Raw genomic sequence first — 25,729 nt, 5'->3', positions numbered from 1 at the left:
GGACACCGGGAGCCGTCGCGCGTGGTCAGCGCCAACGGCCGACCTCGATGTTCTCCAGGACGCCCAGCGCGTCCGGCACCAGCACCGCCGCGGAGAAGTAGGCCGTCACCAGGTACTTGATGACCGCCTGCTCGTTGATGCCCATGAACCGCACGGACAGACTCGGCTCGATCTCGTCGGGGATGCCCTTCGCGCGCAGCCCGATGACGCCCTGGTCCTCCTCGCCGGTGCGCAGCGCGATGATCGAGCTGGTCCGCGCCTCGGTGACCGGGATCTTGTTGCACGGGAAGATCGGCACCCCGCGCCAGGTGGGGATGCGGTTGCCGCCCATGTCGATGGTCTCCGGGACCAGGCCCCGCTTGTTCAGCTCGCGGCCGAACGCGGCGATCGCGCGGGGATGGGCGAGGAACAGCTTGGTGCCGCGCCGCCGGCTGAGCAGCTCGTCCATGTCGTCGGGGCTCGGCACGCCGTCGTGCGGGTGGATCCGCTGGTCGTACTCGCAGTTGTGGAGCAGGCCGAAGTCGTGGTTGTTGATCAGCTCGTGCTCCTGGCGCTCCTTCAGCGCCTCGACGGTCAGCCGGATCTGCTGCTCCGTCTGGTTCATCGGCTGGTTGTAGAGGTCGGCCACGCGTGTGTGCATGCGCAGGACGGTCTGCGCGATGCTCAGTTCGTACTCGCGGGGGCTGGCCTCGTAGTCGACGAAGGTGTGCGGGATGTCCGGCTCCCCGCTGTGTCCCGCGGCGAGTTCGACCGCCTTCTCCCCGTACTTGTTGGCGTTCTGCTCGGATGCCGAGGCCTGCTGCCGGAGATGGGCGCGCAGCGTTTCGGCGCGCTCGGCGATCTGCTCGACGTCGCGGCGGGACAGCACGAGGACGGTGCACGCGGTGTCCGCGCGGGCCGTGTACTCCCAGATGGCGTCCGGGTCGAGGAGAGCCTGGTCGCCGAAGTACGCGCCGTTGGCGAGGACACCGAGGACCTGGTCGTCGCCGTAGGGGCCGGTGCCGACCTTCTGGACCCTGCCGTGCGCCAGCAGGTACACCTCCTCGGCCTGGTTGCCGAAGGAGGCGATGACCTGGCCCGCCTCGATCTCGCGCTGGCGGCAGCGCCGGGCGAGCTCCGAGAGCACGTCGTCGTCCTCGTAGCCCCGCAGCGCCGGCAGTTCGCCGAGCTCGGCCGGGATGACCTCGACGCGGTCGCCGGTCTTCACGAAGGTGATGCGGCCGTCGCCGACGGCGTAGGTGAGCCGCCGGTTCACCCGGTACGTGCCGCCCTGCACGTCGACCCAGGGCAGCATGCGCAGCAGCCAGCGCGAGCTGATCTCCTGCATCTGGGGAACGGACTTGGTGGTGGTGGCCAGGTTCCGCGCGGCCGCGGTGCCGAGGCTCTGCTGCGGCCGGTCCTGCTCTGTGCGGACCTCTTCGCCTACCGACATAGAGAATTGCCCTCCCGCTCATGCCCGGCACGCTCGGCGCCGTGCATCGATTTGCGTGCGCCAGCCTTCCAGTACGGAGCGTGGTCGTGCCATTACCCGAAAGAGCGGGAATGGATCACTGCCGGCACGGGCAGAAATTGCGTTTCCCGTTTCCGTGACCAGCGGCTTCGCGGTGCGTCGCCGGCCGTGCCGCTTGCCGGGCCGGGCGGGGACAATGGCCGGGTGACCCGCTCCGCCGACCTCGCCGCGCTGTTCCCTCGGCTGCCCTCGCCCCTCCAGGAGGTCGCCGACGACCGTTTCGCCCGTCGTGGCCTGCGGCTGCTCCTGAAGCGCGACGATCTGATCCACCCGGAGCTGGTCGGCAACAAGTGGCGCAAACTCGCCCCGAACCTGCGGGCCGCGGCCGGCCGGACGGTCGTGACCTTCGGCGGCGCGTACTCCAACCACCTGCGTGCGACGGCCGCTGCGGGCCGGCTGCTGGGTCTGCCGACGGTCGGCGTGGTCCGCGGCCAGGAGCTGGCCGGGCGGCCGCTGAACCCCTCCCTGTCGCGTTGCGCGGCCGACGGGATGCGGCTGCACTTCACCGACCGGTCGACGTACCGCCGCAAGGCCGAGCCGGAGACGCTGGCGGCCCTGCTGCGCGCGGCGGGCGCCGAGGGAGCCCATGTGGTCCCCGAGGGCGGCAGCAACGCCCTGGCGGTACGCGGCTGCCGGGCCCTTGGCGAGGAACTGGGCGAGCACGCGGACGTCGTCGCGCTGGCCTGCGGCACCGGCGGCACGCTGGCCGGCCTGGCCGCCGGGCTGGCACCCGGGCGGCGCGCCCTCGGCATACCGGTCCTCAGGGGCGGCTTCCTGGCGGCGGACATCGAGGCCCTTCAGGAGCGCGCCTTCGGCGCCCGGCGGGGCACGTGGTCGCTCGACGAGCGCTTCCACTTCGGCGGCTACGCCCGGGTCCCGGCCGAACTCGACGCCTTCGCCGAGGACTTCACCGCCCGGCACGGCGTACCCGTCGAGCGCCTCTACGTCGCCAAACTGCTGTACGGCCTGGTCGCCCTCGCCGACGAGGGCGCCTTCCCCCACGGCACGACAATCGCCGCGATCATCACGGGCAGCCCGTTCCCGCCGCCGGCCTGATCCACCCGGCCATCACGCCGAGCGACGCCCGCCGGAGCCACCCGGCACCGGAACGCCGCTGCCCGGCAAACACGCCGCACGGCGCACCCGCCCGAGCCACCCGGTACTCACGTCCCGACCCGGAACCCGCCACCGACCCACCGGGAGGCCCCCAGCACGCACAACACCACCCGCGCCCCGGCACCCGGACGCCGCACCCGGCCAGCAGGTCCGCACCGCGCACCCGCCCGAGCCACCCGGCGCCGGGACGCCACCACCCGGCCCTCACAGTGCCCCCGGGTGACCCGGACGCCTGCGTCCGGGCTCCGCGTCCGTCCCTCACGCCACCTCCCGGTAGGCCGCCGCCTCTTCCAGGTCCAGCCTGCGCAGCAAGGTGCGCAGCATCTCGTCGTCGATGTAGCGGCCGTCGCGGAGGCGGACGAAGACCTCTCGTTCGGCGCTGATCACGTCGCGGGACAGGCGGCGGTAGGTGTCGTCGACCGACTCGCCGGTGACCGGGTTGGCCTGGCCGAGGCGCTCCCAGACGGAGTTGCGGCGGCGCTCCAGGACCGTGCGGAGGCGGTCGGCGAGCGGCGGGGGCAGGGCGTTGCGCTCGTCGGTCAGGAGTTCCTCCAGGCGCCGCTCGGCGGCCAGGGACGCCTGCGCCTGCGCGTTCGCCTCGGCCAGGGTCTCCGCCCTCAGGTCGCGGCCGGGGAATTTCAGCAGCCGGATCAGCGGCGGCAGCGTCAGGCCCTGCACCACCAGGGTCCCGATGACCGTCGTGAAGGTCAGGAACAGCAGCAGGTTGCGCTTCGGGAAGGGCCCGCCGTCGTGCAGCGTGACCGGGATCGAGAAGGCGATGGCCAGGGACACCACGCCCCTCATCCCGGCCCACGCGGTGACCATCGCGCCCCTCCAGGTGGGGTTCTCCTCGCGCTCCCGGATGTGCCGGGACAGCAGCCGGGGCACGAACGCCGCCGGGTACACCCACACGAACCGGGTGGCGACGACCACCAGGAAGACGGCGATCGCGTACCAGGCGGCCTCGGGCCCGGAGTACGTCCCGAGGCCCCGGAGGACGACCGGCAGCTGAAGTCCGATGAGGGCGAACACCGACGACTCCAGGACGAACGCCACCATCTTCCACACCGCCTCCTCCTGGAGCCGGGTGGCGAAGTCGACCTCCCAGGCGCGGTGCCCGAGGTAGAGGGCGACGGTGACGACGGCCAGGACCCCGGAGGCGTGCACCTGCTCGGCGACGCCGTAGGCGACGAACGGGATCAGCAGGGAGAGCGTGTTCTGCAGCAGCGCCTCCTTCAGATGGGTGCGCAGCCAGTGCAGCGGCGCCATCAGGACCAGACCGATCCCGACGCCGCCGATCGCCGCGACCAGGAACTCCCGCACGCCGCCGGCCCAGGTCGCGCCCTCGCCGACCGCGGCGGCCAGCGCCACCCGGTAGGCGGTGATCGCGGTGGCGTCGTTGAGCAGGGACTCGCCCTGCAGGATCGTGGTGATCCGCGAGGGCAGCCCGACCCGCCGGGCCACCGCCGTCGCCGCGACCGCGTCCGGCGGCGCCACCACCGCGCCCAGCACCAGCGCCGCGGTCAGCGGCAGTCCCGGCACGAGCAGGTACACGGCGCAGCCGACCACGAAGGTCGCGAACAGCACGTATCCGACGGAGAGCAGCGCCACGGGTCGCAGTTGCGCGCGCAGGTCGAGGTAGGAGCTGTCGCTGGCGGAGGTGTACAGCAGCGGCGGCAGCAGCAGGGGCAGGACCACGCCGGGGTCGAGGGCGTAGGCGGGGACCCCGGGCACGTAGGAGACCGCCAGTCCGGCCGCGACCAGCAGCAGGGGCGCCGGCAGGGGGGTGCGCCGTGCGGCCCCGGCCACCGCGGCGCTGCCCGCCACCAGGAACAGCAGCGGCACTACGTCCATGGTCCTCGCCCGCCCTCGTTCGTCGCCCGGCCGCTTTCCGCGCGGTCACCCGCACGCGCGTCGTAATCTGGCAATCATGAAACAGTGCACGCACGCCGACACGCTGCCGCACCCGGAGCCCGCGCCCGAGAGCGAGACGTGTCCGGAGTGCCTGGCGGACGGCACGCATCCGGTGCAGCTGCGGCTGTGCCTGTCCTGTGGCCACGTCGGATGCTGCGACTCCTCGCCCGGGCAGCATGCGACCAAGCACCACAAGGACACCGGGCACCCGGTGATGCGGACCTTCGAGCCCGGTGAGGACTGGCGCTGGTGCTTCGTGGACCACGTGCTCGTGTGACCAGGACGACCGGAACAGGGGACGGTTCGACCGTCTGACGTCTGGGTACGTCAACCCGGCGCCCGCCGTTCCCATTTGGGTCCGCAGACCCCTAGCCACGGAGCGTATCCGTAGCTTTACTATGAGTGACAGCAAGGGGTCGGGGCCCCGGGACAGGAAGGCCGGGCGCGCGGTAGCGTCACCGCTGAACCATGTATCGCGTTGTCCCGGGGGAATGCCCCCGGCCCTGAGAGAGCTTGTACCACCTTGGAGGTGAGGGTGTCCCAGATCGCAGGCGAGCCCGCGGCGAACCAGGACTTCGTGGAGGTCCGGCTGCCGGCTGCGGGTGCCTACCTGTCGGTGCTGCGGACGGCCACGGCCGGTCTCGCGGCCCGTTTGGACTTCACCCTCGACGAGATCGAGGACCTGCGCATCGCGGTCGACGAGGCCTGCGCGATCCTGCTTCAGCAGGCCGTGCCCGGCTCGGTGCTGAGCTGCGTCTTCCGGCTGGTCGACGACTCGCTCGAGGTCACTGTCTCGGCCCCGACGACGGACGGTCACGCGCCTTCGCGGGACACGTTCGCCTGGACCGTCCTGTCCGCGCTCGCGGGCAAGGTCTCCTCCGCCGTGGACGAGGACAGGACCGTGTCGATCAGCCTCTACAAACAGCGCGGCGCGGGACCCGGGCCGGCGTGAGGAACGGGGACGGTCCGGTGCGGGACGAAGAGCGCGGCACACGGGAGCTGCCACCCGAGGGCGGAACTCCGGCGCGCGCGGACGGGGCCGGAGCCCCGGGCGGGGCCGCCCGGGGCGGTCCGGCCGCGGCCCGGCGCGCGGCGGACGGTATCGACGGCATCCCGGAGCAGGCCAGGCCGCACCCGGAGGACGAGCCGCTGGTCGCAGGCCACGGCGGTCCTCCCCCTCACGGGGACTCCCCCTGTTCGAGCGAAGGCGAGAACTCGGGGAAGGAGGCGAGGGCTCGGGGAAGGGCGACGGGCGGGACGATGAGCGAGCACGAGCGAAACTCCGAGGACGGGTCGCGAGCCGCCCCGGTCGTGAACCACACGCGGCACGACCCTCAGGACCGCAGCGGCGCACGTGCGATGTTCGTCGAGCTGCGCGCCCTGCAGGACGGCAGCCCGCAGTACGCCGAGCTGCGCAATCAACTGGTGCGCATGCACCTGCCGCTCGTCGAGCACCTCGCGCGCCGCTTCCGCAACCGCGGCGAGCCGCTGGACGACCTCACCCAGGTCGCCACCATCGGCCTGATCAAGTCGGTCGACCGCTTCGACCCGGACCGCGGCGTGGAGTTCTCCACGTACGCGACGCCGACGGTCGTGGGCGAGATCAAGCGGCACTTCCGGGACAAGGGCTGGGCGGTGCGCGTGCCGCGCCGGCTCCAGGAGCTGCGTCTGGCGCTGACCACCGCCACGGCCGAGCTGTCCCAGTTGCACGGCCGCTCGCCCACGGTGCACGAGCTGGCGGAGAAGCTCGCCATCTCCGAGGAGGAGGTCCTGGAGGGCCTGGAGTCGGCCAACGCCTACTCCACGCTGTCCCTGGACGTCCCCGACACGGACGACGAGTCCCCGGCGGTCGCGGACACCCTCGGCGCCGAGGACGAGGCGCTGGAGGGCGTGGAGTACCGGGAGTCGCTGAAGCCGCTGCTGGAGGATCTCCCGCCGCGCGAGAAGCGGATCCTGCTGCTGCGCTTCTTCGGCAACATGACCCAGTCGCAGATCGCGCAGGAGGTCGGCATCTCGCAGATGCACGTCTCCCGGCTGCTGGCCCGCACACTGGCCCAGCTTCGGGAGAAGCTGCTCGTGGAGGAGTAGCGGACGCGGGACCGCGGGGACCGGGACGGCCGGGGCGGAGGCCGGCCGTTGCCGACTACCGCTGTCCGGTCTCCCCGGCCCGGCCCGGGCCCTTGATGCCGAGGGCGCTGGTCGTCTCCGGGTTCACGAGCAGCACCAGCGCCGTGACGGCCACCGCGGCGAGCACGATGCCGCCCGGGATGGCCGCGCCGTCGGAGCGCAGCAGGGTGTAGGCGACGGGCAGCGCCATGATCTGCGTGATGACCGCCGGCCCCCGGCTCCAGCCGCGGCGCAGCAGCAGTCCGCGGGCGGCGAGCAGCGGCAGCAGCGCGAGCACGAGCACCGTGACGCCGCCGGTGATACCGGTCTTCCGGTCGCCCTCGTGGCCGGTGACGCCCGCGACGAGCATCCAGATCCCGCCGGCCACCAGCACGAGTCCTTCCAGCCCGGCGAGGGCCGCCGCGTACGTCAGCCGTCGCGGGCGCGGCCCGGCGGCGTCGGCCGTGCCGGTGGCGTCCGTGCGCTCCGTGGGCTCCGTGGTCTTCGGTGCGGGTTTGCGGTCACTGCTCACTCCAGCAGGGTAGCCCTCGCGGTCCGGACCCATCGTGTGCAGGCTCACGCCCCGGTCTCTTACCCGATCCCTACCTCGGGGTGGGGTCGGTACTGTCCGGTAGGTACGCTGCACCTCATGCGTGCACTTCTCGTGGTCAATCCGGCGGCAACCACCACAAGCGCACGTACGCGCGACGTTCTGATCCACGCGCTCGCCAGCGAGATGAAGCTGGACGCGGTCACCACCGAGTACCGCGGCCACGCCCGCGACCTGGGCCGCCAGGCCGCGGACAGCGACGACATCGACCTGGTGGTGGCCCTCGGCGGCGACGGCACCGTCAACGAGGTCGTCAACGGCCTGCTGCACCGCGGCCCCGACCCCGGGCGCCTGCCGCGCCTGGCGGTGGTGCCCGGCGGTTCCACCAACGTCTTCGCCCGCGCCCTGGGTCTGCCCAACGACGCCGTGGAGGCCACCGGCGCGATCCTGGACGCCCTGCGCCGGGGCAGCGAGCGCACGGTCGGCCTGGGGCTGGCGTCGGGCACGCCCGGCACCGACGACGCGGCGGTGCCCGAGCGCTGGTTCACCTTCAACGCCGGGCTCGGCTTCGACGCCGGCGTGGTCGGCCGGGTGGAGCAGCAGCGCGAGCGGGGCAAGAAGTCCACGCACGCCCTGTACGTACGGCAGGTGGTCCGCCAGTTCCTCGGGGAGTCGAGCCGGCGGCGCGGGGCGATCACCCTGGAGCGGGCCGGGGAGGATCCGCTGACCGAGCTGGTGGTGGCGATAGTCTCGAACACCTCGCCGTGGACGTATCTCGGCAATCGTCCGATGTACACGTCGCCTAAGGCCTCGTTCGACACCGGACTCGATGTGCTCGGTCTCAGCCGTCTGTCCACCGCCGCGGTTGCCCGGTATGGCACCCAGTTGCTCACTTCGTCCCCCGAGCGCGGACCCCAGGGCAGGCATGCGGCCTCTCTGCACGATCTGAGCCGCTTCACCTTGCATTCGAAGGTGCCGCTCCCCCTCCAGATGGACGGTGACCACCTGGGGCTGCGTCGAAGCGTGACGTTCACAGGCGTACGTCGTGCACTGCGTGTGATTGTGTGAGTGGAAGACGCGAAAGTCCTTTCACTCGAACGTTTAGGCCAGGATCCACCCCATGGAAGTACGGCTGTGACCTAGTCGACACCGAGGAATCCAAAAAAACTTTCCGGAAGGGGTTGTATCCGCCGCTGAGGTTTGCGAGTCTCTACGTGGCGATCGGGGCGGCCCACCACACGGGCCCCAGAGATCACCGGAACCCCTCTACGAATCACAGGACCACACCAGGGAACCTGGCAGTCGGCCCTTCCCTTGTTGAGGGATTCGTGAAAGCGTTCACATTCACAAGCAACCCGCATGTAATACCAAGAGAGGTAGCAGCCATGGACTGGCGTCACAACGCCGTTTGCCGCGAGGAAGACCCCGAGCTGTTCTTCCCCATCGGCAACACCGGTCCTGCGCTGCTGCAGATCGAGGAAGCCAAGGCCGTCTGCCGTCGCTGCCCGGTTATGGAGCAGTGCCTGCAGTGGGCGCTCGAGTCCGGTCAGGACTCCGGCGTCTGGGGTGGTCTCAGCGAGGACGAGCGCCGCGCGATGAAGCGCCGCGCCGCCCGCAACCGGGCTCGTCAGGCCTCCGCCTGACCACAGCCACCCCGCTGACAGCCTGAGCTTGGCGGCGCGTGCAGCGAGCACGCATCTCCCGCCCCCGAGCCGCAGCGCGCAGTACCCCCGATGCGCACACAGGACGCAACGAGCGACTGGCCTCGGACCGACTTCGGTCCGAGGCTCTTTGCTGTGCGGGGTCCTACGCTGTGCGGGGTCCTGCGCCGTTGCCGTGCGGGCTACTTGTGCGCCTGGAACGGAATGTCGAGGACCACCCGGGTGCCGCGCTCCGGGGCCGGCACCATGTCGAAGGTGCCGCCCAACTCCCCCTCGACCAGGGTCCGTACGATCTGCAGGCCGAGGTTGCCCGAGCTGTGCGGGTCGAAGCCGTCGGGCAGACCCACACCGTCGTCCTGGACGGTGACGAGCAGTCGGGCCTCGCGCGAGGTGCCGCCGCGGACCGCGGAGACCTCCACCGTCCCCGTCTCGCCCTCGCGGAAGCCGTGTTCCAGGGCGTTCTGCAGGACCTCGGTCAGCACCATGGACAGCGGGGTGGCGACCTCCGCGTCCAGGATCCCGAAGCGGCCGCTGCGCCGGCCGGTCACCTTGCCCGGGGAGATCTCGGCGACCATCGCGAGCACCCGGTCGGCGATCTCGTCGAACTCCACGCGCTCGTCCAGGTTCTGAGACAGCGTCTCATGCACGATGGCGATCGAGCCGACCCGGCGGACCGCCTCCTCCAGGGCCTCGCGGCCGCGTTCGGACTCGATGCGCCGGGCCTGAAGCCGGAGCAGGGCCGCCACCGTCTGGAGGTTGTTCTTGACCCGGTGGTGGATCTCCCGGATCGTCGCGTCCTTGGTGATCAACTCCCGCTCGCGGCGGCGCAGTTCGGTCACGTCGCGGAGCAGCACCAGCGAACCTATGCGCGTGCCCTTGGGCTTGAGCGGGATGGCCCGGAACTGGATCACCCCGTCGTGGGCCTCGATCTCGAACTCCCGGGGCGCCCAGCCGCTGGCCAGCTTCACCAGCGCCTCGTCCACCGGGGCCCGGGAGGGGGCGAGTTCGGCGGTGGATTCGCCGAGGTGATGCCCGACGAGGTCGGCGGCGAGGCCGAGCCGGTGGTAGGCGGAGAGCGCGTTGGGCGAGGCGTACTGGACGATGCCGTCCGCGTCCAGCCGGATCAGTCCGTCACCCACGCGCGGCGAGGCGTCCATGTCGACCTGCTGATCGGGGAACGGGAACGAACCGGCCGCGATCATCTGCGCCAGGTCCGAGGCGCTCTGCAGATACGTCAGCTCCAGCCGGCTCGGGGTACGCACGGTGAGCAGGTTGGTGTTGCGCGCGATGACACCGAGGACGCGTCCCTGGCGCCGCACCGGGATGGACTCGACGCGGACCGGGACCTCCTCGCGCCACTCGGGGTCGCCCTCCCGTACGATCCGGCCCTCGTCGAGCGCGGCGTCCAGCATCGGGCGGCGGCCGCGCGGGACGAGGTGGCCGACCATGTCGTTCTGGTACGAGGTGGGGCCGGTGTTGGGCCGCATCTGGGCGACCGAGACGTACCGGGTGCCGTCCCGGGTGGGGACCCACAGGACCAGGTCGGCGAAGGACAGGTCGGAGAGCAGCTGCCACTCCGAGACCAGCATGTGCAGCCACTCGAGATCGGAGTCGTCGAGCGCGGTGTGCTGGCGTACGAGTTCGTTCATGGAGGGCACGTCTGCGAGCGTACCCGGGCATGTGTACGGGCCCGAACCGGACGGAGGCGGCACAGGCGCGGGGCCCCCGGAGACACCCGCGGGCCGCGGCGCCTGAGAGGGACCCTCAACCCTCCCGGCACCGCAGCCCGGAGCAGCATCGGCCGTGGGCGTGCGGTCCCGTTCGGCCGAAGGATGAGGAACCGGGGCAGTCAGGGCAGAGAGCTCCGGATCCTCGGTCCGCCTTCCTGTGCGGGGAAGGCGGAGGCTCGTGCGTTCACCTGTCGTGCGCGGGCGGGGCCGCGCGTGTGCGCTCTTCGAGACGTCTCCGCAGCATTCTGGACTAGACCACTTGCCCTGTCCATGCGCGGGACGGCGGTTGTTGTGTTTTCTTCACCGAACGACCGGTCGGGGCGGAGCCCGGGCCGGCCGACCGACCGGAACGTCCGGATCTTCCGGCGTGTCCCCCGCAGCCTAGCCCGCCCGGCTCGGCGGTGGGGCCGGATGGCGGGGCCGATGTGCGTGAGCGCCTCGACTTCCCCCGGACACACGCGGTCGTGCGCCGGTCGCGCTCCGGACCCGGACGACCGCCCCGCCGCTTCGGGCGCGCCGGCGGACGAGCACGGCGCGGACAGGTCCGACTCTGTTAGATTGGGCTTGGATTGGTCTAAACCACACGACCCCCGTTACCGGGTCCGTCCCCTTCAGATCCTCCTCAGATCGGCAGGCCCAGCGTGGAAGTTGTCATCGTTCCGGATGCCAGAGCGGGCGGCGAACTCATCGCCGAGGCGATGGCGCGACTGCTCCGGCGCAAGCCCGACGCCCTGCTCGGCGTGGCCACCGGCTCCACTCCGCTGCCGGTGTACGAGGCTCTGGCGGCCAAAGTGCGCTCGGGCGCCGCGGACCTCTCGCGGGCGCGGATCGCCCAGCTCGACGAGTACGTGGGGCTGCCCGCCGACCATCCCGAGTCCTACCGTTCGGTGCTGCGCCGGGAGGTGCTGGAGCCGCTCGGCATCGGGATGGACGCCTTCCTCGGGCCCGACGGCACGGCCGAGGACGTGCGGGCTGCCTGCGCGGCCTACGACCGGGCGCTTGCCGAGGCCGGCGGCGTCGACCTGCAACTGCTCGGGATCGGGACGGACGGGCACATCGGGTTCAACGAGCCGTGCTCGTCGCTCGCCTCGCGCACCCGGATCAAGACCCTGACCGAGCAGACCCGCGCCGACAACGCGCGCTTCTTCGACGGCGACGTCGAGCAGGTGCCGCACCACGTGATCACGCAGGGCATCGGGACGATCCTGGAGGCCCGGCACCTGGTGCTGCTGGCCACCGGCGAGGGCAAGGCGGACGCGGTCGCGGCGACCGTCGAAGGCCCGCTGGCCGCCGTCTGCCCCGCCTCGGCCCTCCAGCTCCACCCGCACGCCACGGTCGTCGCCGACGAGGCCGCCGCGTCCAAGCTGAAGCTGGCGGACTACTTCCGCCACACCTACACCAACAAGCCGGACTGGCAGGGCATCTAGCTCCCGGCCCGGAACACACAGACGCCGGCCACCCCCAGGGGGCGGCCGGCGTCGCCGCGTCGGCGGTCGTGAGGCGGACGGTTCACCCGCCCGTGAGGACCTCCGCCGCCGCTCTGCCGCAGACGCGGGCCGCGCCGTGGGTGGCGATGTGGAGGGCGCCGCGCGCCGGGGCCTGGGGGACGCCCATTTCGATGATCACCGTGTCCGGGCGGTCCGCGAGGAGGGTGTCCAGGGCGGCCGCCATCCAGGGGTGGCGGTGCTCGTCGCGGACGACGGCCACCACGCGCCGGGCGCCGGCCTCCTGGAGGGCCGCGCGGCCCGCGTCCTCGCCGGCGAAGCTGCCCGTCCGGGTGCCCGGCAGGAGCCGGCCGAGCTCGGCGGCCACGCCCCACGGGGTCTCGTCGCCGACGGCGATGTTGGCGACGGGGGTGAAGGCGGCGACGTAGGGCGGCTCCGTGAGCGGGGTGAAGCCCTCCGCGGCGGTGACGCGCAGCGCGCGCCGGGCCGCCCGCAGTCCGACCTCCGGGTCGGCGGCGCCCCGCGCCCCGGCCCGGCTCCCGGCCGCGGTGGTCCAGCGGGCGAGGGCGCGTACCCGCTCGGCCGCGTCCGCCAGCCGTTCCTCGGGCAGTTCCCCGGAGCGGACCGCGGCGACCAGGGCGTCGCGCAGTCCGGTCACGGTCTCGTCGTCGGCCAGCCCGCCGCCCACGCAGATCGCGTCGGCCCCGGCGGCGACGGCCAGGACGCTGCCGCGCCGGATGCCGTAGTTGTCGGCGATGGCCCGCATCTCCATGCCGTCGGTGACGATCAGGCCGTCGTAGCCGAGTTCGCCGCGCAGGAGGTCGGTCAGCACCCGGCGGGACAGTGTCGCCGGAAGCTCCGGGTCGAGGGCCGGCACCAGGATGTGGGCACTCATCACGGCCTTGCTGCCGGCGGCGATCGCCGCGCGGAACGGGGCCAGTTCGCGCGCCTGAAGCACCTCGGCGCCCACGTCGATGCGGGGCATCGCGTGGTGGGAGTCCACGGCGGTGTCGCCGTGCCCGGGGAAGTGCTTGGTGCAGGCGGCGACCCCCGCGGACTGCAGGCCGGTGACGTAGGCGGCGGCGTGCCGGGCGGCCAGGTCGGTGGAGGCGCCGAAGGACCGTACGCCGATGACCGGGTTGCCGGGGTTGGAGTTGACGTCGGCGGAGGGCGCCCAGTTGAAGTTCACCCCGCACTCGGCCAGCCGCCTGCCGAGTTCGCGCGCGACGGCCTCGGTCAGCTCCACGTCGTCCACCGCGCCCAGCGCGTGGTTGCCGGGGAAGCTGGAGCCCGCGCGCACCTCCAGACGGGTGACGTCGCCGCCCTCCTCGTCGACGGCGACCAGGACGTCCTCGCGTTCGGCGCGCAACTGGGCGGTGAGGGCGGCCAGTTGTTCGGGCGAGGCGATGTTCCGGCCGAACAGTCCGACCGAGGACAGGCCCTCACCGAGGCGCCGGAGCAGCCAGCCGGGGGCCGTGGTCCCGGTGAAACCGGGCTGGAGGACGGTCAGCGCGTCACGGGTGAGTGTGTCGGTGCCGCTGGCGATTGTCGTCATCGGGTGGCGTTATCCCTTCACGGCGCCGGAGGTGAGGCCAGCGGCCATCTTCTTCTGGACGATCATGAAGAACGCGACGACCGGGATCGCGATGAGTGTCGAGGCGGCCATCAGGGCTCCGTAGTCGGTACCGCGCGAGGTGGTGAAGTTCATCAGCCACACGTTGAGCGTGTACTTGTCGTTGTCCTGGAGCACGATGTAGGCGAGCAGGTACTCGTTCCACGCGTTGATCAGGGAGAAGATCGACGCGGCGGCGAGGCCGGGGGCGAGCAGGGGGAAAACCACCCGCCAGAAGGCGCCCATCCGGGAACAGCCGTCCACCATGGCGGCCTCCTCCAGCTCCAGCGGGATGTTCACGACGAACCCCCGGATCATCCAGGTGGCGAAGGGCAGCGTGGAGACGAGGTAGATGACGATGACGCCCCAGTACTCGTTGATCGCGCCGAGGTCGTTCAGCTGGATGTAGAGGGGTATGAGCATGGCCGTTGGCGGCAGCAACTGCACCACGAGCAGCACGATCATGAAGAGCTTGCGGCCGGCGAACCGGAAGCGGCCGATCGCGAAGGCGGCGATCGTGGACAGCACCATCGCGCCGACGACGGCCGTCACGCAGACGATCAGGCTGGACTGGACGGCAGTGCCGAAGTTCGGCGCCTCAATCGCCCGGCGAAAGTTGTCGAGGGTGATGGATGTCGGCCAGAGCTTCTGGTCGTAGGAGCGGATCTCCGCGTTGGGGCGCAGGGCGCTCACCACGAGCCAGTAGACCGGGAAGGCCATGACCAGGAAGGCCACGAGTCCCACGACGTTGTAGAAGTGCCGACTGGGCTTCTTGCGGTCGGGGCGGTGGCCGGGCGCCATGGCGCGCGTGGCGGTCGTGTCGCTCACTCGACCTCTCCGATCTTGAGCAGTTGGCGCAGGTAGTAGACGGCCACGCCGGACAGGAGCAGCACCGTGATCAGCGCGATGGCGGCGCCCTGGCTGAAGGAGTTCGACTCGAAGGCCTTCTCGTAGGAATAGAGGCCGAGCAGGTTGTAGTCCTTCTCCGGCTTGTTGCCGCGCATCAGGAAGACCTGGCCGAAGACGTTGAAGTCCCAGATCACCGAGAGCGTGGCGACCATCTGGAAGACGGGCCTGATCACCGGCCAGGTCACGTAGTGGAAGACGCCGAGCCGTCCGGCGCCGTCGAGTTCCGCGGCCTCCTCCAGTTCCGACGGCACTTGGGTGAGCGCGGCGTAGAGGGTGACGGCGACGAACGGGACCGCGCCCCACACCACGACGGCACCGATCATGAAGAAGCCCTGCTTGGGGTCGAGCCACCAGTTGTGGCCCTGGAAGTCGAGGCCGAGGTACTTCGTCAGCACCATGTTGGCGACGCCGTAGTCGGAGTCGGCGAACCAGCGGAAGATCGAGGTGGCGACGAGCAGCGGCAGTGACCACGCGGCGATGAGCGCGCCGGTCAGCAGCAGGCGCACCGCCTTGGTCATGCGCTGCATGGAGTGGGCGAGGAAGAGACCGATGGCCATCGTGGCGACGACGCAGACGGCCATGAACAGTACGGTGCGCCACAGGACGTCGTAGAACTCGCCGTCGCCGAGGATGTTGGTGAACTGCTCGAAGCCGACCCACTCGGGGGCCTGACCGGTCCACAGCTCCCGCCGGCCGACGTCCTGGAAGGACATGATCACGGTCTTGGCCAACGGCCAGACGAACACCGCGGCGATTGCCACGACAGCCGGCGCGATCAGCAGATAGGGCAGCAGCGGCCCGTCCGTCCACCGGCTTCGCCGGGGTGCGGACGGCGCCGGGCCGTCACCGTGAGGCGTCCGTGTGACGGACTCCTCCGGGCCGGCTGTCTTGATGTCGGCGGCACTCACTGTGCTGGCCTTCCGTTCGAAGGGTTCTGCATCAGTCGGGCGGCCGGCGCCTTCCGGGCCGCCGGCCGCCTGATCGGCCTTGTCCGGCCGGGCGGCCGGACAAGGCACCGGGAGTCAACGAAAGTCGAGCACCTCGGTTAGGAGGCCTTGTTGATCAGCGAGTTGATCTCCGCGTCCGCCGCCTTGGTGGCATCTGCGACCGACTTGCCCTTGAGGATGTCGAGCAGCATCAACTGGAGCGTCTGCTTCTTCTCGATCGCGGCCCAGCCGGGAGCGATCGGGGTGAACCAGGCGTCGGGGACCGCGTTGGCGATCGGAGCCGTCTCGGGCTTGCTCTTCAGCGGCTCCAGCTGCTTGGTGTTGTTGGGCAGGATGTCCTTCGCGACCAGCACGGCCTGGGACTTCTCACTGGTGAACAGCGAGATCCAGTCCTGCGCCAGGTCCTGGTTCTTGGACTTGGAGATCGTGGCGAGGTCGGAACCACCGATGAAGGAGGGCAGGGCCTTGCCGTTCGGGCCGGGCATGCCCGCCGTGGCGATCTTGCCGTCCAGCTTCGGGTTGCCGTTCGTCTTGGAGTCGACGACGCTCCCGGCCTCCCAGCCGTTGCCGTAGATCAGGGCCGCCTTCTCGTTGGCCATGACGTTGGCGTGGTCCTGCTCGTCCTTGGTCTGGTCACCGTGGTTGTACTTCTTGACCAGGTCGATGAAGTGCTGGATGCCCTTCTGCGCCTCCGGCGTGGACAGGGCGGCTTTCCACTCCTTGCCGCCCTCGTCGTAGGTGGCGATCTGACCGCCGTACGCGGCGACGTAGGACATGGCGGCGTACCAGTAGCGGCCCGGCAGGTACAGCGAGGAGAAGGCCCGGTCCTTCTTGTACTTGTCCTGGACCTTGTCGAGCGCCTTGAACAGCTCGTCCTCGGTCTTCGGCAGCTGGTCCGACCCAGTGCCGGCCTTGAACATGTCCTTGTTGTAGATGGCGACGCGGGCACCGGCGTAGTACGGGACGCAGTAGAGCTTGCCCTCGTAGGCGCAGGTGTCCTTGAGCCCCTCGATCCACGTGTCCGAGTTGTCGTACTTCTTGGCGTCGATCTCGCCGAGGGCACCGTTGAGGATGTAGGTCATCGTCTCGGTGTTGCCGAGCTCGACCACGTCGGGGAACTTGTCACCGGACAGGGCGGCGTCGAGCTTCTTGGTCTTGTCCCCCCACTGCTGGTACTGGACGTTGACCTTGACCCCGGGGTACTTCTTGTTGAAGTCGTCGTTCGTCTGCTTGACCAGCTCCGGCCAGCTGCTCTGGGCGTCCACCATGAGCCAGACGGTGAGTTCGCCCTTGCGGTCCTTGGGGTCCTGCTTGGACGCGTCGTCACCCTTGCCACCCCCACACGCCGCGATGGAGACCATCATGCCCGCGATACCGATCGCGGCTACCAGCTTGCGCTTCACGCCACCCTCCTCAGGGATGCCACAAACCCCCCTGCCTCCCCGCGGTTGAGCGACATCCGAGCGTCGGCGTAACCGCCCGTGGGGCCGGGACCTGGACCAATGGTGTAGACCAGTAGGGGGAGCTTGGCCCAGACCAATAGGGCTGTCAAGAGTGCGCCGACCCGCTCAGACGGTCCGTTACGGGACCGCGATATGCAGGGACCTTTCATTGTTCGTCCGGCAAAAATGGACGCCCGCGCTCCACTGGACCAGTGACGACCGTACGCGGCCCCGGAGCCGCCCTGGCCAGGTGGACCACCCGCCCTGACGGGGGCGATGGACTAGACCAGCCGGAGTCCCGACGGTATACAGAGGAGATCACGGAGCGTACGGGTGACCACTCGGCGCGCGAAGCCGTGCCACGATGTGAGCCGGGGCCGACGTGACGTCGGCCGCATCGGCACAGGAGCCGGGAAGGCAGAGCATGAGCACCGACGTCAGCAGTGCGGAGAACGAGGGTGGGGCGACCGTCCGTACCGCGCGCGTGCCCAAGTACTACCGCCTGAAGAAGCACCTGCTCGACATCACCCAGACGCTGCCGCCCGGCACTCCGGTCCCGCCGGAGCGGACCCTGGCCGCCGAGTTCGACACCTCGCGCACCACGGTGCGACAGGCCCTCCAGGAGCTCGTCGTCGAGGGCCGGCTGGAACGCATCCAGGGCAAGGGCACCTTCGTCGCCAAGCCGAAGGTCTCCCAGGCACTGCAACTGACCTCCTACACCGAGGACATGCGCGCCCAGGGCCTGGAGCCGACCTCGCAGCTCCTGGACGTCGGCTACGTCACCGCCGACGACCGCCTGGCCGAACTGCTCGACATCACCGCCGGGGGGCGGGTGCTGCGCATCGAGCGGCTGCGCATGGCCAACGGCGAGCCCATGGCCATCGAGACCACCCACCTGTCGGCCAAGCGCTTCCCGGCACTGCGGCGCAGCCTGGTGAAGTACACCTCCCTCTACACCGCCCTCGCCGAGGTCTACGACGTCCATCTCGCCGAGGCCGAGGAGACCATCGAGACCTCGCTGGCCACTCCGCGCGAGGCGGGCCTGCTCGGCACCGACGTGGGCCTGCCGATGCTGCTGCTCTCCCGGCACTCCCTGGACCGCGAGGGCCGTCCGGTGGAGTGGGTGCGGTCGGTGTACCGCGGGGACCGCTACAAGTTCGTGGCCCGCCTCAAGCGCCCTCAGGAGTAAGGGTCTTGTGACGGAGTAAGAATCTCGTGGCGGTCCGCGGCGTCATGCGCACGAGGGATTCCGCACCCGTGACACCGTGATCTAGATTGCCTGCGCACCGCACGGACGCTCGGTGATCAGCTAGGGGACGGAGTCGCCACATGTCGAATGCCCCGGAAGCCACCAGAGCGGTGGTGACCCCCCTACGGGTCGCCATCGCCCTCTGCCTCGCCGCCCCCTTCGTGGCGCTGCTGTGGGTGGGCTCGTACGCGAGGAAGGACCCGGCCCTCATCGGGATCCCGTTCTTCTACTGGTACCAGATGCTGTGGGTAATCGTCTCCGCGGCCTTGACGATGACCGCGTACCGGCTGTGGCAGCGTGACCGGCGCGCCCCCGGGACCTCCCGGACCGCCGGGACGTCCTCCGCCGGCACGTCCTCCGCCGCGACGGTCGAGGACGGGGGTGCGGTCAAGTGAAGGACGGTGTCAACGGCGTCGCGCTCGGCGTCTGCATCTTCTTCTTCCTGCTCGTCACCGTCATGGGCTTCCTGGCCGCGCGCTGGCGCCGTGCCGAGAACGAGCACAGCCTGGACGAATGGGGCCTGGGCGGGCGGTCGTTCGGCACCTGGGTGACCTGGTTCCTGCTCGGCGGCGACCTGTACACCGCCTACACCTTCGTGGCCGTGCCGGCCGCCGTCTACGCGACGGGCGCGGCGGGCTTCTTCGCGGTGCCGTACACGATCCTGGTGTATCCGCTGATCTTCACGTTCCTGCCGCGGCTGTGGTCGGTGTCGCACCGGCACGGATACGTGACCACCTCGGACTTCGTCCGCGGCCGGTTCGGCTCCAAGAGCCTGTCGCTGGCGGTGGCGCTCACCGGCATCCTCGCGACCATGCCGTACATCGCGCTCCAACTGGTCGGCATCCAGGCCGTCCTGGACGTGATGGGCGTGGGCGGCGGCGAGAGCACCCACTGGTTCGTGAAGGACCTGCCGCTGCTGATCGCCTTCGGTGTGCTGGCCGCGTACACCTACTCCTCGGGGCTGCGCGCGCCCGCCCTGATCGCCTTCGTTAAGGACACCCTGATCTACATCGTGATCGCGGTGGCCATCATCTACATCCCGATCAAACTGGGCGGCTTCGGCGAGGTGTTCGCCAAGGCGGGCCAGAAGTTCACCGAGACGGGTTCGGGCGGCCTGGTGCCGGCGGCGGCCGGCCAGTGGACGTACGCCACGCTCGCCCTCGGCTCCGCGCTCGCGCTGTTCATGTATCCGCACTCGATCACCGCGACGCTGTCCTCGCGCAGCCGCGAGGTGATCCGCCGCAACACCACGATCCTGCCGCTGTACTCGCTGATGCTGGGCCTGCTCGCCCTGCTGGGCTTCATGGCGATCGCGGCGGGTGTGAAGGTGAAGAACGGCCAGCTCGCCATTCCGCAGCTCTTCGAGAACATGTTCCCGGACTGGTTCGCGGGCGTGGCCTTCGCGGCGATCGCCATCGGCGCGCTGGTGCCGGCGGCCATCATGTCGATCGCCGCCGCGAACCTGTTCACCCGCAACATCTACAAGGACTTCATCCGCCCGCAGGCGACGCCGAAGGAGGAGACCCGGGTCTCCAAGATCGTGTCGCTGCTCGTGAAGGTGGGCGCGCTGGTCTTCGTCCTGACCATGGACAAGACGGTCGCCATCAACTTCCAGCTGCTCGGCGGCATCTGGATCCTGCAGACCTTCCCGGCCCTGGTCGGCGGCCTGTTCACCCGCTGGTTCCACCGCTGGGCGCTGCTGGCGGGCTGGGCGGTCGGCATGGTCTACGGCACGGTCGCGGCCTACGGGGTCGCCTCGCCGACGTCGGGGCAGAAGCACTTCGGCGGCTCGGCGAAGGAGATCCCGGGCATCGGCGAGATCGGCTACATCGGCATGACGGCGTTCGTGCTCAACGCCGTCGTCGCGGTGCTCCTGACGTTCGTGCTGCGGGCGGTCAACGCGCCCCAGGGCGTGGACGAGACCCGTCCTGAGGACTACACGGCGGACGCCGGCGACCCGGGCGTCGAGGCGGAGCTCCCGCCGGCCACGGCGGCGGCCCCGCAGTAGCACCGGGCATCCTGCGGGCCGCCGGAGAAATCCGGCGGCCCGCTGCCGTGCCCGTGCGGCACACTCGGCTCCATGGACTTCCTGATCCGGCCGGTCGAACCCGGCGAGTACGGCATCCTCGGTGAGATCACCGCCCAGGCCTACCTCCAGGACGGGCTCCTGGACTTCGGTGAGAGCGACGGGTATCTCGACGAGCTGCGGGACGTGGCCAAGCGGGCGGCCGCGGCCGAGGTTCTGGTGGCGGTGGCGGACGGGGAGGTGCTCGGCGGGGTGACCTTCGTCGCCGGCGCCGGCCCCATGGCCGACCTCGCCGGCCTTGGGGAGACCGAGATACGGATGCTGGCGGTCGCGCACGCGGCGCGCGGCAGAGGCGTCGGCGAGGCCCTCGTACGGGCCTGTGCGGACCGGGCACGGGCCGTGGAGGGCTGTGTCCGCATGGTGCTGTCCACCCAGAGCTCCATGCACACCGCCCACCGCATCTACGAGCGTCTGGGCTTCGTCCGCACACCGGGCCGGGACTGGAACCCCCTCCCCCACCTGGACGACATCACGCTGCTCACCTACGAGTTGACATTCTGACACGCTCCGGAGTCGACGCGGCACAACATATGGGGGTGCCCGACTCGCTCAGCACAAGATGTATGCTCGTGCTCACTGTCGCCGCAGGGGAATCCGGTGCGAATCCGGAACTGTCCCGCAACGGTGTACTCGTGCGCGTATGCCCCCATGGCCCGCCACGAGCGTCAGTCCGAGGACCTGCCGACAGTGCGCCCGGCCGTCCGGTCCGGGTGCCCTGACGTCCGGGCCTCGTGGAATGGGCCGGTGGACGCGGCGCCGCGTGCGCTCGTGTGCCGCCCCCTGCCCTCGGCGAGGCCCCGCGCCGAGCGAGGGAGTGCTCCACGTGACCATCGCGCCAGCCGACCCGGTTTCAGTCACCGCCACGGAAACCGACGGGCCAGGTGCCGTACTGCTGCGGACCCTGACCGAGCTGACCGCCGACCTCCCCGACGCCGACCCCGGCCGGGTCGCCGCCGCCGCGCTGCGCGGCCGGTCGGCGCGGGCCGACGAGGCCGAGTTGCGCGAGCTGGCCACGGAGGCGGCCGCCGGGCTCATCTCGGAGGACCCCGCCTACTCCCGGCTGGCGGCCAGGCTGCTGACCCTCGCCGTCCGCGCCGAGGCCGCCTCCCAGGGCGTCGCCTCCTTCACCGACTCGGTCGCCGTGGGCCACCGCGAGGGCCTCATCGCCGACCGGACCGCTGAGTTCGTGCGCGCCCACGCCGACCGCCTGGACGCGCTGATCGACCGGGCCGCCGACGACCGCTTCGGCTACTTCGGCCTGCGCACCCTGCACAGCCGGTACCTGCTGCGGCACCCGATCACCCGCAAGGTGATCGAGACGCCCCAGCACTTCATGCTGCGGGTCGCGGCCGGTCTCGCGCAGGACGACACCGCGCGGTCCGTCGACGAGGTCGAGGCGCTCTACGGGCTGATGAGCCGGCTCGACTACCTGCCCTCCTCCCCCACGCTGTTCAACTCCGGCACGCGCCACCCGCAGATGTCGTCCTGCTACCTGCTCGACTCCCCCAAGGACGAGCTGGACTCCATCTACGAGCGCTACCTCCAGGTGGCCCGTCTGTCCAAGCACGCCGGCGGCATCGGCATCGCGTACTCCCGCATCCGCTCCCGCGGTTCGCTGATCCGCGGCACCAACGGGCACTCCAACGGCATCGTGCCGTTCCTGAAGACCCTGGACGCCTCGGTGGCCGCCGTGAACCAGGGCGGCCGGCGCAAGGGCGCCGCCGCGGTCTACCTGGAGACCTGGCACTCGGACATCGAGGAGTTCCTGGAGCTGCGCGACAACACCGGCGAGGACGCCCGCCGGACGCACAACCTCAACCTCGCGCACTGGGTACCGGACGAGTTCATGCGCCGGGTGAACGCGGACGGGCAGTGGTCGCTGTTCTCCCCCGCGGACGTGCCGGAGCTGACCGACCTGTGGGGCGAGGAGTTCGACGCCGCGTACCGGGCCGCGGAGGCGCGGGGCCTGGCGCGCAAGACCATGCCGGCCCGTGACCTGTACGGCCGCATGATGCGCACGCTCGCGCAGACCGGCAACGGCTGGATGACCTTCAAGGACGCCGCCAACCGCACCGCCAACCAGACCGCGGAAGCGGGCCATGTGGTCCACTCCTCCAACCTCTGCACGGAGATCCTGGAGGTCACCGACGACGGCGAGACGGCGGTGTGCAACCTGGGGTCGGTCAACCTCGGCGCGTTCGTGGCCGGCGGGGACATCGACTGGGAGCGGCTGGACGAGGCCGTCCGCACCGCCGTCACCTTCCTCGACCGCGTGGTCGACATCAACTTCTACCCGACCGAGCAGGCGGGCCGCTCCAACGCCCGCTGGCGGCCGGTGGGCCTGGGCGCCATGGGCCTGCAGGACGTGTTCTTCAAGCTGCGACTGCCCTTCGACTCCCCTCAGGCGAAGGCCCTGTCCACCCGGATCGCCGAGCGGATCATGCTCGCCGCGTACGAGGCGTCCACCGACCTCGCCGAGCGCAGCGGCCCGCTGCCCGCGTGGGAGAAGACCCGCACGGCCCGGGGCGTGCTGCACCCCGACCACTACGACGTCGAGCTGACCTGGCCGGAGCGCTGGGCGGCCCTGCGCGAGCGGATCGCCGCCGTCGGCATGCGCAACTCGCTGCTGCTCGCGATCGCCCCGACCGCCACCATCGCCTCCATCGCGGGCGTGTACGAGTGCATCGAGCCGCAGGTCTCCAACCTCTTCAAGCGTGAGACGCTCTCCGGGGAGTTCCTCCAGGTCAACTCGTACCTGGTGGACGATCTGAAGGCGCTCGGCGTCTGGGACGCCCGCACCCGCGAGGCGCTGCGCGAGGCCAACGGCTCGGTGCAGGACTTCGCCTGGATCCCCGAGGACGTGCGCACGCTCTACCGCACGGCGTGGGAGATCCCGCAGCGCGGCCTGATCGACATGGCCGCGGCCCGCACCGCGTTCCTGGACCAGTCCCAGTCCCTGAACCTGTTCCTGGAGACGCCGACCATCGGCAAGCTCTCCTCGATGTACGCCTACGCCTGGAAGCAGGGCCTGAAGACGACGTACTACCTGCGCTCCCGCCCGGCGACCCGGATCGCGCGCGCGGCCCGGGCCCAGGCTCCCGCCGCCGTCCCCCTCCAGCAGGCGGCGCCGGACGCCGACGCGATCGCCTGCTCCCTTGAGAACCCCGAGTCCTGCGAGGCCTGCCAGTAATGACCAGCGAGACCAAGAACCTGCTCGACCCCGGCTTCGAGCTGACGCTCCGTCCGATGCGCTACCCGGACTTCTACGAGCGCTACCGGGACGCCATCAAGAACACCTGGACCGTGGAGGAGGTCGACCTCCACTCGGACGTCGCCGACCTGGCCAGGCTGAGCCCGGCCGAGCAGCACCTGATCGGACGGCTGGTGGCCTTCTTCGCCACCGGTGACTCGATCGTGGCGAACAACCTGGTGCTCACGCTGTACAAGCACATCAACTCCCCCGAGGCGCGGCTGTACCTGTCCCGCCAGCTCTTCGAGGAGGCCGTGCACGTCCAGTTCTATCTGACGCTGCTCGACACCTACCTCCCCGACCCGGAGGACCGCACCGCCGCCTTCGCCGCGGTGGAGAACATCCCCTCCATCCGGGAGAAGGCCGAGTTCTGCTTCAAGTGGATGGACTCGGTGGAGAAGCTGGACCGGCTGGAGACGAAGGCGGACCGCCGGCGCTTCCTGCTCAACCTCATCTGCTTCGCCGCGTGCATCGAGGGCCTGTTCTTCTACGGCGCCTTCGCCTACGTCTACTGGTTCCGCAGCCGTGGCCTGCTGCACGGTCTGGCCACCGGCACCAACTGGGTGTTCCGGGACGAGACGATGCACATGTCCTTCGCCTTCGACGTGGTGGACACCGTGCGCAAGGAGGAGCCGGAGCTCTTCGACGCGGACCTCCGGCAGCAGGTCACCGACATGCTGCGGGAGGCCGTCGAGGCCGAGCTCCAGTTCGCGCGCGACCTGTGCGGCGACGGCCTCCCGGGGATGAACACCGAGTCGATGCGGCAGTACCTGGAGTGCGTCGCCGACCAGCGCCTGACGCGCCTCGGCTTCGCTCCGGTGTACGGCTCCGAGAACCCCTTCTCGTTCATGGAGCTCCAGGGCGTTCAGGAGCTGACCAACTTCTTCGAGCGCCGCCCGTCGGCGTACCAGGTGGCGGTGGAGGGCACCGTCGACCTGGACGAGGACTTCTGAGTCTCGTCGCGGTTCTCCCTGGCCGCCTGGGCCTCCCGGTCCTCCTGGGCCTGACGGATCCGGCGGTCGGCACGTCGGTCGTGGACGATGCCGATCACCGACGGCAGGACCATGAGGACCAGGAGCCCCAGGACGGCGACCATCGAGATCAGGCCTTGCAGCTGTGTCGTATTCATGGACACCACTGTGGTGCCGGAAGCTCCTTACCGTGAGTGGCAGGACTGCCGTACACCTTCAAAATCCTGCCACCGCGGGGGCACACTGGAACCATGCTGAAGAACGTGGCCACCGTGCTGCTGGACGGAGTGCACCCCTTCGAGCTCGGCGTGGTCTGCGAGGTGTTCGGACTCGACCGGAGCGACGAGGGCCTGCCGGTGTACGACTTCGCGGTCGTCTCCGCGGAGGGGCCGGAGCTGCGCACCCATGTCCCCGGGCTCACGGTGCGGACCCCGCACGGCCTTGACCGCCTGGAGGAGGCCGACCTGATCACGGTGCCGGCCGCCGACGCCGTCACCTCGCGCGGCTACCCGCCCGAGCTGCTCGACGCCCTGCGCCGGGCCGTGGACCGGGGCGCGCGGGTGCTCAGCGTCTGCTCGGGCGTCTTCGTGCTGGGGGCCGCCGGTCTGCTGGACGGGCGGCGCTGCGCGGCGCACTGGCGGCACGCGGACGAGCTGGCCCGGCGCTTCCCGCGGGCGATGGTCGAGCCGGACGTGCTGTACGTGGACGCGGACCCGGTGATCACCTCGGCCGGCACCGCCTCCGGCATCGACGCCTGTCTGCACATCGTGCGCAAGGAGCAGGGCCCGGAGGTCGCCAACCGGATCGCCCGGCGGATGGTGGTGCCCCCGCACCGCGACGGCGGGCAGGCCCAGTACGTGGAGCGGCCGCTGCCGAAGTCCTCCTGCGACACGGTCGGCGAGGTGCTGGTCTGGATGGAGGAGCACCTGGACCAGGAGGTCACCGTCGAGCAGCTCGCCGCCCGCGCCCATATGTCGCCGCGGACCTTCGCCCGCCGCTTCCAGCAGGAGACGGGCACCACGCCGTACCGCTGGCTCCTGCGCCAACGCGTGCTGCTGGCACAGCGGTTGCTGGAGGCGACGGACGAGACCGTGGACACGATCGCGGACCGTACGGGGTTCGGGACCGCGGCGGCGCTGCGGCACCAGTTCGTCCGGGCGCTGGACACCACCCCGAACGCCTACCGGCGCGCGTTCCGGGGCCCGCAGGCCGCCTGAACGCGCGCCGCTCA

General features: G+C 70.6%; 23 protein-coding genes and 1 riboswitch. Of the genes, 14 read left to right on the top strand and 9 right to left on the bottom strand.

Going from position 1 to position 25,729, the window contains the following annotated elements:
- Positions 1 to 25: 25 nt before the first annotated feature.
- Positions 26 to 1,432, bottom strand: coding sequence for a family 2B encapsulin nanocompartment shell protein (locus tag ACF09J_RS10780; protein ID WP_392305031.1), 1,407 nt, complete (start codon positions 1,430 to 1,432; stop codon positions 26 to 28).
- Positions 1,433 to 1,654: 222 nt separating this feature from the next.
- Here ACF09J_RS10780 and ACF09J_RS10775 point away from each other — a divergent pair, with 222 nt between their 5' ends.
- Positions 1,655 to 2,566 carry a 1-aminocyclopropane-1-carboxylate deaminase/D-cysteine desulfhydrase gene (locus ACF09J_RS10775; RefSeq protein ID WP_392305030.1) on the top strand — a complete coding sequence of 304 codons (912 nt, stop codon included), beginning with the start codon at positions 1,655 to 1,657 and terminating at the stop codon, positions 2,564 to 2,566.
- A 318-nt stretch (positions 2,567 to 2,884) separates the two neighbouring features.
- On the opposite strand, the gene ACF09J_RS10770 is transcribed toward ACF09J_RS10775, so the two are convergent.
- Entirely contained in the window at positions 2,885 to 4,480 is a 1,596-nt protein-coding gene (locus ACF09J_RS10770) for a Na+/H+ antiporter (protein ID WP_392305029.1), read from the bottom strand.
- A 76-nt stretch (positions 4,481 to 4,556) separates the two neighbouring features.
- Here ACF09J_RS10770 and ACF09J_RS10765 point away from each other — a divergent pair, with 76 nt between their 5' ends.
- The 3 genes from ACF09J_RS10765 to ACF09J_RS10755 all read left to right on the top strand — a co-directional run bounded on the left by ACF09J_RS10765 (position 4,557) and on the right by ACF09J_RS10755 (position 6,628).
- Entirely contained in the window at positions 4,557 to 4,817 is a 261-nt protein-coding gene (locus ACF09J_RS10765; RefSeq protein WP_392305028.1) for a UBP-type zinc finger domain-containing protein, read from the top strand.
- A gap of 258 nt (positions 4,818 to 5,075) precedes the next feature.
- Positions 5,076 to 5,492 carry an anti-sigma regulatory factor gene (locus ACF09J_RS10760; RefSeq protein WP_137301875.1) on the top strand — a complete coding sequence of 139 codons (417 nt, stop codon included), beginning with the start codon at positions 5,076 to 5,078 and terminating at the stop codon, positions 5,490 to 5,492.
- Between the two features lie 17 nt (positions 5,493 to 5,509).
- Positions 5,510 to 6,628, top strand: a complete 1,119-nt coding sequence (locus ACF09J_RS10755; protein ID WP_392305027.1) for an RNA polymerase sigma factor SigF — start codon at positions 5,510 to 5,512, stop codon at positions 6,626 to 6,628.
- Between the two features lie 55 nt (positions 6,629 to 6,683).
- Here ACF09J_RS10755 and ACF09J_RS10750 read toward each other — a convergent pair whose 3' ends face one another.
- Entirely contained in the window at positions 6,684 to 7,226 is a 543-nt protein-coding gene (locus ACF09J_RS10750) for a hypothetical protein (RefSeq protein ID WP_392305026.1), read from the bottom strand.
- A gap of 69 nt (positions 7,227 to 7,295) precedes the next feature.
- On the opposite strand from ACF09J_RS10750, the gene ACF09J_RS10745 reads away from it, so the two are divergent.
- Both ACF09J_RS10745 and ACF09J_RS10740 read left to right on the top strand, forming a co-directional pair.
- Entirely contained in the window at positions 7,296 to 8,264 is a 969-nt protein-coding gene (locus ACF09J_RS10745; protein WP_392305025.1) for a diacylglycerol/lipid kinase family protein, read from the top strand.
- A 317-nt stretch (positions 8,265 to 8,581) separates the two neighbouring features.
- Entirely contained in the window at positions 8,582 to 8,839 is a 258-nt protein-coding gene (locus ACF09J_RS10740) for a WhiB family transcriptional regulator (protein WP_016639615.1), read from the top strand.
- A 200-nt stretch (positions 8,840 to 9,039) separates the two neighbouring features.
- Here the strand turns inward: ACF09J_RS10740 and ACF09J_RS10735 are convergent, their stop codons facing one another.
- Complete coding sequence (locus tag ACF09J_RS10735; protein ID WP_392305119.1) at positions 9,040 to 10,506, bottom strand: sensor histidine kinase; 1,467 nt, start codon at positions 10,504 to 10,506, stop codon at positions 9,040 to 9,042.
- Between the two features lie 722 nt (positions 10,507 to 11,228).
- On the opposite strand from ACF09J_RS10735, the gene nagB reads away from it, so the two are divergent.
- Positions 11,229 to 12,014: a glucosamine-6-phosphate deaminase gene (gene nagB, locus ACF09J_RS10730; protein WP_392305024.1), complete on the top strand. Its 786-nt coding sequence runs from the start codon at positions 11,229 to 11,231 to the stop codon at positions 12,012 to 12,014.
- A gap of 82 nt (positions 12,015 to 12,096) precedes the next feature.
- Here nagB and ACF09J_RS10725 read toward each other — a convergent pair whose 3' ends face one another.
- The 4 genes from ACF09J_RS10725 to ACF09J_RS10710 all read right to left on the bottom strand — a co-directional run bounded on the left by ACF09J_RS10725 (position 12,097) and on the right by ACF09J_RS10710 (position 16,903).
- Entirely contained in the window at positions 12,097 to 13,587 is a 1,491-nt protein-coding gene (locus ACF09J_RS10725) for a glycoside hydrolase family 3 protein (protein WP_392305023.1), read from the bottom strand.
- 9 nt (positions 13,588 to 13,596) lie between these two features.
- Positions 13,597 to 14,472 (bottom strand): carbohydrate ABC transporter permease, encoded by an 876-nt coding sequence (locus ACF09J_RS10720; RefSeq protein WP_392305022.1) that lies wholly within the window; start codon positions 14,470 to 14,472, stop codon positions 13,597 to 13,599.
- The gene (locus ACF09J_RS10715; protein WP_392305021.1) at positions 14,469 to 15,461 is read right to left on the bottom strand and encodes a carbohydrate ABC transporter permease; all 993 of its coding nucleotides are present in this window, start codon (positions 15,459 to 15,461) and stop codon (positions 14,469 to 14,471) included. The genes ACF09J_RS10720 and ACF09J_RS10715 overlap by 4 nt, the downstream gene beginning before the upstream one ends.
- Positions 15,462 to 15,598: 137 nt before the next feature.
- Positions 15,599 to 16,903: a sugar ABC transporter substrate-binding protein gene (locus tag ACF09J_RS10710; RefSeq protein WP_392305020.1), complete on the bottom strand. Its 1,305-nt coding sequence runs from the start codon at positions 16,901 to 16,903 to the stop codon at positions 15,599 to 15,601.
- Between the two features lie 463 nt (positions 16,904 to 17,366).
- Here ACF09J_RS10710 and ACF09J_RS10705 point away from each other — a divergent pair, with 463 nt between their 5' ends.
- From ACF09J_RS10705 to ACF09J_RS10680, 6 genes are all read left to right on the top strand, one after another.
- Positions 17,367 to 18,131 carry a GntR family transcriptional regulator gene (locus tag ACF09J_RS10705; protein WP_225075507.1) on the top strand — a complete coding sequence of 255 codons (765 nt, stop codon included), beginning with the start codon at positions 17,367 to 17,369 and terminating at the stop codon, positions 18,129 to 18,131.
- Between the two features lie 140 nt (positions 18,132 to 18,271).
- Positions 18,272 to 18,586, top strand: a complete 315-nt coding sequence (locus tag ACF09J_RS10700) for a DUF3311 domain-containing protein (protein ID WP_392305019.1) — start codon at positions 18,272 to 18,274, stop codon at positions 18,584 to 18,586.
- Complete coding sequence (mctP, locus tag ACF09J_RS10695; RefSeq protein WP_392305018.1) at positions 18,583 to 20,199, top strand: monocarboxylate uptake permease MctP; 1,617 nt, start codon at positions 18,583 to 18,585, stop codon at positions 20,197 to 20,199. The genes ACF09J_RS10700 and mctP overlap by 4 nt, the downstream gene beginning before the upstream one ends.
- A gap of 72 nt (positions 20,200 to 20,271) precedes the next feature.
- On the top strand, positions 20,272 to 20,778 hold the full coding sequence (locus ACF09J_RS10690) for a GNAT family N-acetyltransferase (protein WP_392305017.1): 507 nt from the start codon (positions 20,272 to 20,274) through the stop codon (positions 20,776 to 20,778).
- Positions 20,779 to 20,823: 45 nt separating this feature from the next.
- Positions 20,824 to 20,978: riboswitch (cobalamin riboswitch) on the top strand.
- Positions 20,979 to 21,100: 122 nt separating this feature from the next.
- Positions 21,101 to 23,467, top strand: a complete 2,367-nt coding sequence (locus ACF09J_RS10685; RefSeq protein WP_392305016.1) for a ribonucleoside-diphosphate reductase subunit alpha — start codon at positions 21,101 to 21,103, stop codon at positions 23,465 to 23,467.
- Positions 23,467 to 24,480 (top strand): ribonucleotide-diphosphate reductase subunit beta, encoded by a 1,014-nt coding sequence (locus ACF09J_RS10680; protein ID WP_392305015.1) that lies wholly within the window; start codon positions 23,467 to 23,469, stop codon positions 24,478 to 24,480. The genes ACF09J_RS10685 and ACF09J_RS10680 overlap by 1 nt, the downstream gene beginning before the upstream one ends.
- Here the strand turns inward: ACF09J_RS10680 and ACF09J_RS10675 are convergent.
- Positions 24,393 to 24,656 carry a hypothetical protein gene (locus ACF09J_RS10675; protein ID WP_392305014.1) on the bottom strand — a complete coding sequence of 88 codons (264 nt, stop codon included), beginning with the start codon at positions 24,654 to 24,656 and terminating at the stop codon, positions 24,393 to 24,395. The two genes, ACF09J_RS10680 and ACF09J_RS10675, sit on opposite strands and share 88 nt — an antisense overlap.
- A gap of 93 nt (positions 24,657 to 24,749) precedes the next feature.
- Here ACF09J_RS10675 and ACF09J_RS10670 point away from each other — a divergent pair, with 93 nt between their 5' ends.
- Positions 24,750 to 25,715 carry a helix-turn-helix domain-containing protein gene (locus ACF09J_RS10670; protein WP_392305013.1) on the top strand — a complete coding sequence of 322 codons (966 nt, stop codon included), beginning with the start codon at positions 24,750 to 24,752 and terminating at the stop codon, positions 25,713 to 25,715.
- Positions 25,716 to 25,729: the final 14 nt, after the last annotated feature.

Origin of the sequence: Streptomyces sp. NPDC014889, from assembly GCF_043081205.1 — a bacterium.
Lineage (GTDB): Bacteria > Actinomycetota > Actinomycetes > Streptomycetales > Streptomycetaceae > Streptomyces.
Note: the sequence above shows the minus strand (reverse complement) of the source record. Positions and strands in the feature narration are given on the sequence as shown.